Consider the following 13,187-nt stretch of genomic DNA (forward strand, 5'->3'; position numbering starts at 1 on the left):
ATAAAATCAGCTTTTTGGTCTATACACATTCGTACACACTATCGTTTTTCACCCTTACACACTGCACACTAAGGACTTTGTGTGTAAGATTCTTGATTGGTTTCCAATCGATTATCAATAAATGTTTTTAATAAGAAGGCTATTTCGTCTTCAGAGATACGTACATAGTAGTTACGCTCAATCGACATCAAAATAGTACGAATCTGATCTGTTTCTAAGCGATATTGTTTTTGGAAATCTGCTAAATTTGGAAATACACGGACATCTTCCCCTTTTAGTAAGCTTTCTACTAAGAATGCCAAGTGAATGACAATACCACCCTCCACTCCAGGTTCTACAATTAAATGTAATTGTGTTTGAATTTGATGCACAGCTTTTTGTAAATCTTTGATTAATGCAGGCAAGGAACGCACATGTACAAGCGTGTCTTTCAATGAATCAACAATCGTATCAATCGATACTTCTTCACCAATAATCCGACGCAAGACATTTAATTTTTCATCATCAAACACATCATACGCAGAGAAAAATGGAATATTTTGGTAATCGACTTCGACAGTTCCAGCAATAGCTTTAATTTCATATTCTTCCATTAAACTATCAATATGTTTTTTAAAGGTTTCACGTTCAATAAACTGCATTTGAATAATTTCAACTTGCGATTCATTCACAATTGGTGCAATTCGGTGATAAAGTTTGGCGGCCACACCTTCACCAGTAAAACACGTCACCACAATTGCTTTACGTGTACCTTTGGCTTCATTGACATTTCTAAATTGTTCTCTGACAATCGTTTCAAAGGACATTTGAATATTTTGGTACATATCTTCTAAACTACGTCCAGCATCAGACATTCGTAATGCTTCGATGACAATCATCGTGCTAGACATCGAGATAGCTTTCGCACGAATGCCTGTTTCTTCATAGATTAGGTTCGCAAAAGAGTTTAATGAACCCATATCGGTCAAAATCAAGACACCATTTGATAGTTCATCTTTTGCTTCATAGACATAAGAAAGCACCTCGTTGTACATCGCTTTGACTTCAGTATCTAAGGTCATGTTCATCGCAATCCCCGTGTCTGTTCCTAAAAGTTCTTGGGCTGTTTCAAGCATACTGCTAGCAGTTGCTCGTCCATGCATCAAGACGATTACACCAACTTTATTAATCGGTAGTGGTTCAAATTCGCCCACTTGAATCGATAAAAACATACTAATAAAGCCAATTTCATCAAAAGGAATTTCAATATCACATTCTTCTTCAATATAAGTAGATAAATCAAGTGCCACTTGAAATTCTGATTTTAATTGCTTACGCACAGTATTTAAATCGGGATGGATAATCATATGACCATCTCTAATTCGATCTAACGTACTTTGTAAATGTAAAGCAAAAGCAAAACGCGCTTTCTCATTGTATTTACGATCCAATTCTTTTTCCGCAATATCATATAAGTTATTCGTTAATTGCCAAATATCTTGGGGAATTAAGTTTTTGTGGACAGGGGTTTGTGCCAACTCTTCAACATATGTTTCAAAATAGGCATCAACATCTCTGGAAATCAGTTGTTCCAAATCAATATTTTCCACACCCGTTTGGCTTAAGGTACTAACTTTTTCTTCAATGTCATTATAGACTTGCATATTTCGTTCGGGATCATGTGACCACACAACATCTGATGCACCTGGCTCAAATGTTAAAAAATCACCTTTGCCTTCTAAGAAACGATCCAAGCGATCAGACATTTCTTTCACTTTTAATAAACCTTTTTGTACTTGTAATGTACAATCTTTTCGACGAATCAACAGATTTTTTTGCCCATGTGTGCGATAGTGTAAAAAAGCTTTGGCACACACTAGTTTTAAATCACGTTTAATTTGTCCAATATTGGCTTCTGCATCATAAAGCATGAACGATAAAATGGCATCTTTTTCTACTTGAATGCCTTGATTTAAGCGATTAGCTTCTTGTTTAATAAATAATGAAATAATTTCATAACGCTCATCCAGTGAACGCGCTGCTAAACTCGGCAATGTAATCGCCATTGGAATTCGGCGATTAAAGGTTGTTAAAAAGCTTTCAGAAGATTCGGTTGTTGCGCCGATAATTTGAACCGAAGCTTCATAAGTTTGCGCACTTTCTCCTAAAGGCCGATAGACTCCTTTGTCAATAAACGTAAAGAGCATCTCCTGTCCTTCTGGTGGTAAACGATGGATTTCATCCAAAAATAGAATGCCTCCATCAGCCTTTGCCATTAATCCGGGACTATCTTCGGTTGCACCGGTATACGCACCTTTGCGGATACCAAAAATATGTCCAAACAGCAGTTGCGGATTCTGTGCATAGTCTGCACAGTTAAACGAAATAAATGGTGCATCACGTTTCAAAACTTTGGATTGCACGGCAAAATGATACATACATTCCGCAAACATGGATTTCCCTGTACCAGTTTCCCCAAAAATAATGGTGTGTAAGCCTCTAGGTGGATATAAAATAGCGGCTTTTGCTTGTTGGATACTTACTTTCAATGAAGCATTTGCGCCAACCAGCGTGTCAAATGTCACATCAGTTGACGTATCTACATGAACTAGCTCGTCGGTCAACGGTTCATAAATGACCGGTCGTCCGGCTCGTTTATGAATCTTTTCTTCTTTGTATAGTTCACTTAAATAACGACTGGCATTGCTTCGATCAATTTGCAACATGTCTGCGACTTCTGCTGCAGTCAGCCCTTGTTTATGCAATTCAATGGTTTTTAGAATTTCTTCTTTCCTTGAATACATGTTGCAATTCCTCCATTTCTACTCTTTACGCTTACGTGCACCTTTATTTTTTTGTGCTTTAGTCCGTTTTTTTATTTTCTTTTTTGGTTTTTCTTGCGTGACTGTCGGCACTTTTCTTGTAGATTTTACTGGTTCTTTTTCAAGTTTATGTTCAACAAATTCTTCTTTTTCAGGTTGTTCGGTGTGCAAAGCACCGCCATGTAGAAAAATTTCTTCTATTGTAATATCTAATGTGCGCGCCATCTTTTTTAATTTTGGTAACGTATTTTCTTGCACAATCGTAATCACATTGCCAGTTGCACCCATTCGACCAACACGTCCGGAACGGTGTAGGTAGCTTTCTTTTGTTAACGGAACTTCTGTATTAATCACATACGGCAATTCAAAAATATCAATTCCACGTGCCGCTACATCTGTCGTCAGTAATTCCACAATTTTCCCTTGTTTAAATAAATCTAATGCTAATTTACGTAGCTCTTTCGTTTGGTCGGATGCTAATGAAGCAACTCTTAATTGATGAAAAAGCAGTTTTTCTTCGGCACTGCCTAAATCTTGTAACTGATTAAAGAATACCAAGCCTTGAAAGTCTTCTACATAGGCAAAACGACGCAATGCATCAACCAACCGACGATTAGGATACATCAAATAATAATGATGAACTTCTCCTTTGCTTCGATCTTCCTTAGTTGCATCAATCACAGGAATGCCCGGAACAACCTTTTCAATTGCTGGCAAGGCTTGTTCAGCTGTCGCTGAGAAAAATGCATATTGTAAAGGGGTTGAAAAACGTTTGATAATTTCTTCCACTAGCTCGCTTGTTCCTGGTAAAAACAATTGATCGGCCTCATCAAAGATGACTGTTTTTAATTGGTGAACTTTAATTTTCTTTTGCTTCATCAGTTCCACAACACGACCAGGAGTCCCCACCAAAACTTCAGGTTTGGCTTTTAGTTTTTCGATTTGACGCTTCACGTTTGCTCCACCAATTAAAGGTTGAACGGTTAAATCTAAATCTTTTGCCCATATTTTTGCGACTTCGGTTACTTGAATTCCTAATTCTTGTGACGATGTAAGAATTAACAACTGATTGCCGTCTTTGGGCGTAATTTGTTGAAGTACCGGTAATAAATACGCTAAAGTTTTCCCTGAGCCAGTAGGTGAGATTCCTACTAAACTTTCACCTGCTGCTAATGGTTGAAATACTTTGTCTTGAATTACAGATGGCTCTTGAAAGCCTTGTTCTTGCCAACGTTGCTGCCATTTTTCTGGCAAATTTGTTTCGATTATCACTTTTTTTCCTCTATTCTTCATCTGCAGCAAATCGAATGCCTGCTTGTTTTCTCATTTCATATAAGACATCATTGACATCTTTTGCTAACGTCACCCATTCTTGATAACGTTGTTTGTTTTCTGGTGTTTCTGGTTGCTGCATAACTTCAGCAAAATCGGCTGCTTCTTCAATCATTGGATTGTCTTTTGCAGAAACTGCTAATGATACAGTCTCTTTGCCACGAATTTCTAGTTCTGCATTTTCAATCGCATTGATCCCATTCAAATAAAGTGTGCCATTGTCAAAATAAATTTCTGATGGTAACGAAGAATTGCCAATCTTGCCATGTTGAATCGTTACATCAAATTGTTCATAACGTAAGATAACGGTTCCGATACCATCAACACCTGTGGCAATTTTACGCGCAAAATGATGGACGCTCTTTGGTTTACCAAACCAGCCTAAAGCAGCATAAATTGGATAAACACCTAAATCCGACAACGAACCTCCTGAAAAACGAGGAGAAAAGATATTTGGTTCTTCTCCTGCCAACACTTGATCGTAGCGTGAAGAGTATTTCATATAACTAAAGTTCGCACCAATAATATGATCCGCTTCTGGTAAAGCTTCTTTGATTATCCCAAAACTTTGTTCATGAATATTTCGTGCAGCCTCAAAGAAAAATACCTCTTTTTCTTGAGAAAGCGTAATAATTTCAGCCATTTCTTTTGGATTTGAGAAAGCTGGTTTCTCCACAATCACATGTTTACCTGCTAAGATTGCTGCTTTCGCTTGACTAAAATGCAGGCTGTTTGGTGAGGCAATATAAACAACATCTGATGCCACAAACAAATCTGCTAGTTCTGTGACACACGCAATGTCTCCTGTGTACTCACTAGCAAAGGCTTCCGCAGTAGGTAACTTGCGTGAATAAACAGCGGTTAGTGTGTATTGCTCGGTTGCCAATGCAGCAGATACGAATTGATGTGTAATCCAGTTTGTGCCAATAATCCCTAATTTAATCATTTAACTTCCTCTTTTCTCTTTTGTATGATAAAAAATTTTATCGCTTTGTATAGCAAAAGTGTACCATATAATCATAAAAACTTCTTGAAAAATCCAACCTTAGTCCCAGAGATTTTCACTTTTTCCATGTTATAATATTATTAGTTAATAAAAAGAGAGGATGTGACATGTTGAAAAGAAAATTGTTAGTCTTAGGTATTTCACTAGTGGTTGGTGCACTTAGTTCTACTTTGTTTCATCGTAGAAAAAAAACACCTGTGCATACTGCATTTATAGGTGAGTGGTTTTACTTTCACAAACATCGACAAGTCACTGTGACTGTCAATGAAGATTTGACTCTTTATATTCAAAATCGTTTGCATCCAGCTACCGTATTGGAAGCTACACCTCAACGATTAGTTTTTTTAGATACTTTAGGCTACCAAATTATTTTTGAAAAAAATGATACGATACTTTCTTTTCATGATGAGACAGAAGATGCTACTTTTTTATTAACGAAAAAATAATTACTTTTTGTGGATGAACAAGGTGTTCCGCTAAATAAGCATTACTTATTTATATTTCAAGGTGTGGGTTCGAGTCCCATCTTCCACGTTCAAATAAATTCGAAAGAAGGGTTGCTTATGTTAACCGTATTTCTCTCTTTGTTTTCTCTGTTTATTTTAGCTGGTATGTTAGGTGCTGCTTCTTTGTTAGCCAGTCGTGCCTTAAAACCACAAGCAATACCCGTAAAAATTGAATCCAATCAGCAACAGCATCATCGTAGAGTGTAGCTTCGGCTAGACTCTTTTTTATTTGTAAAAAAACAATACGCATACCTCCCATTCGAAGTATGCGTATGAATTATAGAATTCTAATAGGAAAATACAATTCCACTTCACCAGCTGCAAAAGTTGGTAAATAATGTTCTTGGATTGCTCCTACCAACTGGACATTTTCTTGAGGCAAGATATCTTCAAACATTTTTTCGGTCATCATTTCTAAATTTGCTTCATTAGTTTTTACAACTAGATATTCCATAGCTGGTATTACCCATTTGACCCAATCGATGGGTTCTATCACGTCATTTGCTACTTGCATACCTGCTAAATAACGTCCAGTTTCTTGCCAAGGATCTAACCAATGAGTGGCATCACTCATCAGTCCCCAAAGTTCAACTTCTTCTACTGGATGTTCACTCATCACTTGAACTAATTCAGCAAAATCACGATTGGCTAACTCCCACAATTCAGGTACCCAAGAAGCTGCTTCAGAAGCAAGCCCTTTCCCTTCCTTACCAATCACAGTAAATTCGGGTAATTCTTTACGTATTACTTCTCCTAATTCCACTTGATTGTACCCTCCTCTCTCTGCTTTTTATTGTACCGGATTTTTTCTTTTTGAGCGAATATAATTCATACAAGATTTTTTTGATAAAATTCGCTATACTTAACTATGAACAAATTGAAATGGAGTGTTGGTATGGATATTAAACAATTATTTATTTTTTTCATTCCCTATTTATTGGGTGCTTGGGGAATAATTACTTGGCGTAAAAGGCAAGCTGTTCCAGATATTTTTTTCTTTCTATGTAGCTGGACTTTACTCTCATTATCTGTATATCTTGGGATTATTGAATCCCAGCATGGCAGCTTTTTTTGGGTAGTTCCTGTGGGCTTCTTCACTTTATTTTTCTTTAGTTTCCAACAAGCAAAAGCGAAATTAATCAATGGTTTTTTATTTAATTTATTTATTGCCGTGTTCGGTGCATATTTATTATTTAACTTTATCTTAACACAAAATATTGTCATTTTATTGCTACTAATTGGTGTAGGTTTAATCTTTTTATTTTTAGCTTTATTTGGATTTGTCGGCTTAATGATTTTACTCTACTGGAATGCTGTAGTGGTGATTAAACGCGAATCTCATTCTTTAGCAAATTTATTGACATTAATTGCAGCGATTCTAATGACATTGTGGCTCATTTATGACTTTACTTTCGCTGGCAAACTTCCTGAATGGGCAAGTACTTTATTAGCCATTTTACCAATGGGATTGATTTATTTCGGGTTTGTTTTTTTTAATTTCTTAACTATTTCCGTGTTGTATCAATTTAATCACCCACGCTACAACCAAGATTTCATCATCGTGCTTGGTGCAGGTTTAATCGACGGAGAACGTGTAACCCCACTTTTGGCACAACGGATTGATAGAGCCATTCGTTTTTATCGTCAACAAGAAAATAAAACGACTCCTCCTAAATTTATTATGTCTGGTGGACAAGGTCCGGATGAAAAAATTCCTGAAGCTGTCGCGATGAAAAATTACGCGTTAACTCAAGGAATTCCCGAAGAAGATATTTTGGTTGAAAGCAATTCAACAACGACCTTAGAAAACATGAAATTTTCAAAAGAAATTATACAACAAACAAATGGTAAGAAAGCCAACGTTATCTTTTCATCAAATAACTACCATATTTTTCGAGCAGGCATTTTTGCACGTTGGGCAGGATTAAACGCTGATGGGATTGGGTCAAAAACGGCTTTGTATTACTTACCAAATGCCTTCTTAAGAGAATTTATTGCAATTGTAGCAATGAATAAGAAACGCCATTTCCTCATTGTTGGTATTTTAGCAAGTTTATTACTTTTCTTAACTTTAATTACTTGGCTTGTTCCCTTGTTTGTGGGTTAAGAAAAAGCACTTGATTCCAATTTTTGAAATCAAGTGCTTTTTTTATGCAGACTGGCCGCTACCGACGATGCGTTGCCATCTAGCTTTAAATCGAGCAGTCATCGGACTGGCTGCTTCTTTCACTGCACAATATTTGTCAACCATTGTGACGATATAGCTTTCTTTATATCGTGGCGGTGCAATAGTTGCTCCCCACATATGCTTTACAATAATGTCTCGTTCTAAATCGGAAAGTTCTGTTAGTTTCTCGGCATTTTTTACTGCGATACGAGGATGCATGTACGCATGTGTGCCCTCATCAAACTTCGTTGTACGCCAATCATAGTAAAATAAGTCATGCAATAGTCCAGCCCGAGCAGTAGCTCTAGCATCACCATTCCAACGTTTGGCTAATTTATAACTATGATAAGAGACACTAATTGAATGATCCAAACGTGTTGAATGCATATGTTGAACAAACTCTGATAATTTTTGAACTTCGTCAGTTGCAAGTAAATCTTCCACATAAGAAAGATATTCTGTATCTTTTTGCCATTCTGCTGTCATAGAAATAGTTGGCCACCTTTGACTTTTCTTTTTGGTACATTTTAAAGTATAGCACGATTTGCTGAATATGCGACAACAACGACGGAAGTTTAACAGTTCCTTAAAAATTAATTACCTATTGTACAAAAGCATACATTAAAATACCTGCTGCAACACCAACATTGAGTGACTCAGCTTTACCATAAATTGGGATGTAAATATTTTTATCTGTTACTTCTAAAATGTTTTTCGTTACCCCTTGGCCTTCATTTCCTAAAATCAACGCGACTTGATTCGTTTTTTCAAGTTGTGTGAAGGTAACTGCATCCACATTTAATTCCGTTCCATAAACCGGTACTTGATTAGCTTGTAATTTAGGAATGACTTCTAATAGATTTGCTGAGAAAACGGGTAAATGAAATTGGCTACCTTGCATACTACGCAAGACTTTTGTGCTATAAATATCTGCAGTTCCTTCTCCCAAAATAACTCCATCAAAACCTGCTGCATCAGCGGTCCGAATCATTGTTCCTACATTTCCAGGATCTTGCACATTATCTAGTAATAACCACTTTCCAGTTAAATCCATCGTATTTTCAGTAACTTTCTGGACAGTAGCAATCATGCCTTGTGGCGTAGGTAAATCTGATAAATGTTTCATAACTTCGTCAGAAACCAGATAGCACATTGCGGCTTGTTGTGTTGCCCACTCCCCCCATTCTTTGAAGCCACGTGAATCGAGGAAAATCTCTTCTACAGTGCTGCTAGATGCGACGGCCTCCTCTACAAGATGGAAGCCTTCCAATAGATATCTATTTTCCTGTTCACGATATTTGCGTTTATGTAGCTTGTTCCGCTCTTTGATGATGGTATTTTTAGTTGATTGAATTTCTTTCATGGTTTCACCTCGGGGTTATTATATCACGGATGAATAGTCGGGACTTGTTGAAATCTAAAAAAAACGCTATCATTAAGAAAAAAGTAAGGAGGATTCTTTATGAGAAAAGTTAAGATGAATGTTCGCGGTCGCGTGCAAGGTGTCGGTTTTCGCTTTACAACAAAAATGTTAGCTGATGAATTAGGAATATATGGTAGCGCAAAAAATGAAGATGATGGTTCAGTGACAATTGAAGCAATGGGTGACGATACACCCATGGAAACTTTTATCCAAAGAGTAAAAGACTCCCCTTCACCTGTCGGACGTGTTACTTCTTGTGAAATTGAAGAGAATGCCCCTATTGTTGAACGAACAAAATTTATCACTGATTAAATTTTCTTCACACTTCTTTCACATTTAATTTTGCTTTGTTCATTGAAAAGACACTTATTTTTTAGTATAGTTATCTTTGTCTAAATTTAATAAGTAGAGGAAGAAGTACATGAAAAAAATGAAAAACTGGCTACTAGGTTCCGGATTGTTGGCAACATTGCTATTCTTATCTGGCTGCGTAAGTCGTTTAGAAGACGGTAGTCCGGATCCTAGCGGAATCATTTATCGCTTTTTGGTAGCACCTTTGGGTGAGTTTCTAACGTATATTGCCACAAATATGAACCTTGGTTTTGGTTGGGCAATCGTAGTTGTAACAATCATCGTGCGTTTAATTATTTTACCACTAGGAATTCATCAATCGAAAAAAACAATGATTCAAAGCGAGAAAATGCAGTTTATCAAGCCACAAATTGATGAAGCACAAGCTAAATTAAAAGCAGCAACAACTCGTGAAGAACAAATGCAAGCGCAAGTTGAAATGCAAAATGTCTACAAAGAAAACAATATGAGTATGCTGGGAGGCATTGGTTGTTTACCTTTATTAATTCAAATGCCAATCTTTACTGCTTTGTTCTATACAGCTCAATTCACACCAGGGATTGACCAAGCTACTTTTTATGGTATGTCTTTAGGATCACGTAGTTTAATCCTGGTAGCAATTGCCGGGATTGCTTACGTCGGACAAGGTTATTTATCACTGATTGGTGTTCCTGATGAGCAAAAGAAAACAATGCGTAGCATGTTAATCGTTTCTCCACTAATGATTGTAATGATGTCCTTTTCTTCTCCAGCAGGGGTCACCTTGTATTGGGTAGTTGGTGGATTATTCAGTTGTTTACAAACATTTATCACAAATGTCATTATGAAACCACGAATTCGCGCAAAAGTTGCAGAAGAAATGAAAAAGAATCCACCTAAAACAGTGGTGACTCCTCGTAAAGATGTCACCGAGACAGTAAAGGCAGCACAACCTACAACACCAAGACCAACAAATAATCGTGGTCGCAATGCTGGAAAACAACGAAACCGTCATTAATTCTAATAGAATTGATGCCCATCTTTTTTTAACAATATACAATCCGGACTTTCAAAAGACCTGCATTCTAGCAGTTGTTGCTAATTCATTAGAATGCAGTTTCGTGGATAGTCCGGATTTTTGCTTATTTTATACGGAGGTGATTGTTTGTTAGAGGCTTATTTGAATATCCTGGTTATTTTTTTATTAATGTTTTTAGGATATTGGCTGTCATTTAAACAATGGTTCAGTAACCGAACAGCAGATGTCTTTTCTAAATTAGTTTTGAATGTTTCCTTACCATTTAGTATGTTTTTAAATATCACTAGCAATTTTTCACGAGAAGAATTTGTTTCACTTTTCTCAGGTATGATTATTCCTTTCATTTCAATGATTCTCACTTTATTATTTAGCTTTGTTTATCGTAAAATCGCTCATATTCCCACAAATCGGCAAGGAACATTTTCAACAATGATTACTTGTTCAAACACAATTTTTATTGGTTTACCAATCAACTTAGCCATTTTTGGTGAGCAATCGATTCCCTATGTCCTCTTATATTACATTATCAATACGACTATTTTTTGGACAATCGGTATTTATTTAATTGCAACCGATAACTCACAAGTAGAACAGGTACGAATCTCTTTCCATCCACTTGTTGCTTTAAAAAAGATTTTTTCTCCCGCTTTATTAGGTTTTATCATTGGTTTAATCTGGATGTTGTGTTCCTTATCAGTCCCAACCTTGATTCAGAGTTTTGGAACATACCTTGCTGATTTAACAACGCCTTTATCGATGTTTGCTATTGGAATTATGGTCTATTTTAACGGCATTAAAAACCTCAAGATGACCAAAGATATTCTGGGAGTGTTAGTTGGTCGTTATTTCGTCGCACCGTTTATCGTTTGGTTCATTGGACAATGGATTGCAGTGCCAACACTTATGCTGCAAGTATTTATTATTCAATCTGCTATGCCTGTACAAAATTCTGTCCCTATTTTAGCTAGAACCTATCATGCCGATGAAGAATTTGCCGCTTCTAGTATGGGTTATTCTGTATTGATTTATATGTTTTACATTCCTTTCCTACTCCATGCTATCTCATTTATTTAAACAAAAAATGCCGCTTAACTTCTTTAGAAATTAAGTGGCGTTTTAAGTTTATTTTAAAATTGACTGTCCAAAAATAAAAAGTCTTTTACCGTTAATTTAGGACTAACAATTAACACTTCTTTTTCACTTTCTATAACTACATCTTCTGTAGAAATTACAAAATCAGCTTGCGATATATTTTTTGTATAAGAAATTAAAAATTTACTTTTGAAGAAATTTTTAATGCGACGCTTCATTCCTTCCACAATATCTAAACTAAAATTTGAACAAATGTATAGACACAGTGGCTTGGATACCTCGCTCGAAGGCACAATTTGTAAAAACAGGAGAAAAATCCGACGATGATAGAACTCCGTGTCAATCGCTGGAAATTCAGATATAAGTTCCGACCATAGTTGTTGAAAGCGAGTATTCAAAGCAGGATAGGCGTGCTCAATCCCATCCATTGAGACTGGAGAAAAAACAGCAAGTAAATTCATATCCAAAGGGATAATTTCATTTAATATGGCAATTTGATGGAATGTTTGAAAAATAGTGTGTTTTTCTAAAATACTCAAATCATCAAAATTATCGATAAATTTACGAGCAACATCAAAAAAGTCATTTTGATGAATAATATCAAAATCTTGAAAGATTTCTGTATTTACCAAATTCAATCCATATAGCACTAGTAAAAAATAATCCCATTCATTGTCATCAAAGTCAGTCAAAAAGCTAGGTCGAGGAATTGATTTAGGAATTTGTTCACTTAAAGATAATCTATCTAACGATGGCACGGGCTCTTTTGAAACATCTTGAATATACAACCATAAAGCAATCACTTCCAATGTGCCTTTTTCTATCGGAATATACAAAGAATAGCAGAGTTTCTCAGCTAAATCTAAATAAGCATCCTCTGCTATCCATCGGACGCTTGTTGCTTGGCGATGTACATAAAATAAAAACATAAAAAATAAGCAACGAATTTGTGATTCTTTCCCTTCAATACTTACTCTTTGACCTGCTATAATTCGTATCTCATAATTTTCTAAAAAAGCATTTATCTGATTCACAGCACGTCTTAATTTAGAAAAACTTATGTTATATTCTGAACAAAAATCATCTGTTGAAAAACTTCTTTGTTGGATTAATAATTTGAAAATAGCATATACAAAAGAGTTTTCATAAAGCTTTTCGAAAACTTGTGTTAAATTCGCACCTTTTCTAATTAACTTCACGCCGTAGCGAGTGTCGATTTCTAAGGAGACTTTGTTTGGTGCATACAACTGCTTAATATCAGCTGCTAATTCATTCAATTTTTTTCGAATTGTTTGGGCTGTCACTTTTCCTACTGATTCTGCAATCAACTCACTCGAAATAAAATCTGATTGTTGATCTAAATATAATAACATGTCATGTTTTAATTGAATATCTTTTGGAAATCCAAACATATTGACTTTCATTGGCTACTTCTCCTCATCTATTTTCTTCACTTAAATAGTACTTAGCAACACACTTAAATAATTTGAT

Annotated in this window: 13 protein-coding genes; 6 read left to right on the forward strand and 7 right to left on the reverse strand. The window is 35.9% G+C overall.

All coding sequences use genetic code 11. The features are described from left to right. Positions 1-68: 68 nt before the first annotated feature. From BAU17_RS07580 to BAU17_RS07590, 3 genes are read right to left on the reverse strand one after another with little or no spacing between them, the layout of a single operon-like run. On the reverse strand, positions 69-2,783 hold the full coding sequence (locus tag BAU17_RS07580) for a sigma-54-dependent transcriptional regulator (protein ID WP_161902207.1): 2,715 nt from the start codon (positions 2,781-2,783) through the stop codon (positions 69-71). An 18-nt stretch (positions 2,784-2,801) separates the two neighbouring features. Further along, the gene (locus BAU17_RS07585) at positions 2,802-4,073 is read right to left on the reverse strand and encodes a DEAD/DEAH box helicase (protein WP_161902208.1); all 1,272 of its coding nucleotides are present in this window, start codon (positions 4,071-4,073) and stop codon (positions 2,802-2,804) included. A gap of 10 nt (positions 4,074-4,083) precedes the next feature. After that, complete coding sequence (locus tag BAU17_RS07590) at positions 4,084-5,079, reverse strand: Gfo/Idh/MocA family protein (RefSeq protein ID WP_161902209.1); 996 nt, start codon at positions 5,077-5,079, stop codon at positions 4,084-4,086. Positions 5,080-5,246: 167 nt separating this feature from the next. Here BAU17_RS07590 and BAU17_RS07595 point away from each other — a divergent pair, with 167 nt between their 5' ends. Both BAU17_RS07595 and BAU17_RS07600 read left to right on the forward strand, forming a co-directional pair. Continuing rightward, on the forward strand, positions 5,247-5,585 hold the full coding sequence (locus BAU17_RS07595; protein WP_161902210.1) for a DUF4828 domain-containing protein: 339 nt from the start codon (positions 5,247-5,249) through the stop codon (positions 5,583-5,585). A 117-nt stretch (positions 5,586-5,702) separates the two neighbouring features. Beyond that, complete coding sequence (locus BAU17_RS07600; protein ID WP_161902211.1) at positions 5,703-5,852, forward strand: hypothetical protein; 150 nt, start codon at positions 5,703-5,705, stop codon at positions 5,850-5,852. Between the two features lie 70 nt (positions 5,853-5,922). On the opposite strand, the gene BAU17_RS07605 is transcribed toward BAU17_RS07600, so the two are convergent. Further along, positions 5,923-6,408: a GyrI-like domain-containing protein gene (locus BAU17_RS07605; protein ID WP_161902212.1), complete on the reverse strand. Its 486-nt coding sequence runs from the start codon at positions 6,406-6,408 to the stop codon at positions 5,923-5,925. Between the two features lie 132 nt (positions 6,409-6,540). Between BAU17_RS07605 and BAU17_RS07610 the strand changes: the two genes are divergently transcribed. Continuing rightward, positions 6,541-7,752 (forward strand): YdcF family protein, encoded by a 1,212-nt coding sequence (locus BAU17_RS07610; RefSeq protein ID WP_161902213.1) that lies wholly within the window; start codon positions 6,541-6,543, stop codon positions 7,750-7,752. Positions 7,753-7,794: 42 nt separating this feature from the next. On the opposite strand, the gene BAU17_RS07615 is transcribed toward BAU17_RS07610, so the two are convergent. Together BAU17_RS07615 and BAU17_RS07620 are read right to left on the reverse strand one after the other, a co-directional pair. Beyond that, positions 7,795-8,298 carry an HD domain-containing protein gene (locus BAU17_RS07615; RefSeq protein WP_161902214.1) on the reverse strand — a complete coding sequence of 168 codons (504 nt, stop codon included), beginning with the start codon at positions 8,296-8,298 and terminating at the stop codon, positions 7,795-7,797. Between the two features lie 115 nt (positions 8,299-8,413). After that, positions 8,414-9,175, reverse strand: a complete 762-nt coding sequence (locus BAU17_RS07620; protein WP_161902215.1) for a TrmH family RNA methyltransferase — start codon at positions 9,173-9,175, stop codon at positions 8,414-8,416. A gap of 99 nt (positions 9,176-9,274) precedes the next feature. Here BAU17_RS07620 and BAU17_RS07625 point away from each other — a divergent pair, with 99 nt between their 5' ends. From BAU17_RS07625 to BAU17_RS07635, 3 genes are all read left to right on the forward strand, one after another. Beyond that, the gene (locus BAU17_RS07625; RefSeq protein WP_161902216.1) at positions 9,275-9,547 is read left to right on the forward strand and encodes an acylphosphatase; all 273 of its coding nucleotides are present in this window, start codon (positions 9,275-9,277) and stop codon (positions 9,545-9,547) included. 109 nt (positions 9,548-9,656) lie between these two features. Then, positions 9,657-10,583 (forward strand): membrane protein insertase YidC, encoded by a 927-nt coding sequence (gene yidC / locus BAU17_RS07630; protein ID WP_161902217.1) that lies wholly within the window; start codon positions 9,657-9,659, stop codon positions 10,581-10,583. A gap of 147 nt (positions 10,584-10,730) precedes the next feature. Further along, entirely contained in the window at positions 10,731-11,678 is a 948-nt protein-coding gene (locus tag BAU17_RS07635) for an AEC family transporter (RefSeq protein WP_161902218.1), read from the forward strand. 53 nt (positions 11,679-11,731) lie between these two features. Here BAU17_RS07635 and BAU17_RS07640 read toward each other — a convergent pair whose 3' ends face one another. Then, positions 11,732-13,120, reverse strand: coding sequence for a helix-turn-helix domain-containing protein (locus tag BAU17_RS07640; protein WP_161902219.1), 1,389 nt, complete (start codon positions 13,118-13,120; stop codon positions 11,732-11,734). Between the last annotated feature and the right edge of the window lie 67 nt (positions 13,121-13,187).

Source organism: Candidatus Enterococcus willemsii, from assembly GCF_009933335.1.
Lineage (GTDB): Bacteria > Bacillota > Bacilli > Lactobacillales > Enterococcaceae > Enterococcus_F > Enterococcus_F willemsii.

Excerpts from the sequence above, each read along its gene's own strand:
- BAU17_RS07600 (WP_161902211.1), top strand. The coding sequence starts at position 5,703 with ATGTTAACCGTATTTCTCTCTTTGTTTTCTCTGTTTATTTTAGCTGGT.
- BAU17_RS07595 (WP_161902210.1), top strand. The coding sequence starts at position 5,247 with ATGTTGAAAAGAAAATTGTTAGTCTTAGGTATTTCACTAGTGGTTGGT.
- BAU17_RS07640 (WP_161902219.1), bottom strand. The coding sequence starts at position 13,120 with ATGAAAGTCAATATGTTTGGATTTCCAAAAGATATTCAATTAAAACAT.
- yidC (WP_161902217.1), top strand. The coding sequence starts at position 9,657 with ATGAAAAAAATGAAAAACTGGCTACTAGGTTCCGGATTGTTGGCAACA.
- BAU17_RS07580 (WP_161902207.1), bottom strand. The coding sequence starts at position 2,783 with ATGTATTCAAGGAAAGAAGAAATTCTAAAAACCATTGAATTGCATAAA.
- BAU17_RS07590 (WP_161902209.1), bottom strand. The coding sequence starts at position 5,079 with ATGATTAAATTAGGGATTATTGGCACAAACTGGATTACACATCAATTC.
- BAU17_RS07615 (WP_161902214.1), bottom strand. The coding sequence starts at position 8,298 with ATGACAGCAGAATGGCAAAAAGATACAGAATATCTTTCTTATGTGGAA.
- BAU17_RS07620 (WP_161902215.1), bottom strand. The coding sequence starts at position 9,175 with ATGAAAGAAATTCAATCAACTAAAAATACCATCATCAAAGAGCGGAAC.
- BAU17_RS07625 (WP_161902216.1), top strand. The coding sequence starts at position 9,275 with ATGAGAAAAGTTAAGATGAATGTTCGCGGTCGCGTGCAAGGTGTCGGT.
- BAU17_RS07610 (WP_161902213.1), top strand. The coding sequence starts at position 6,541 with ATGGATATTAAACAATTATTTATTTTTTTCATTCCCTATTTATTGGGT.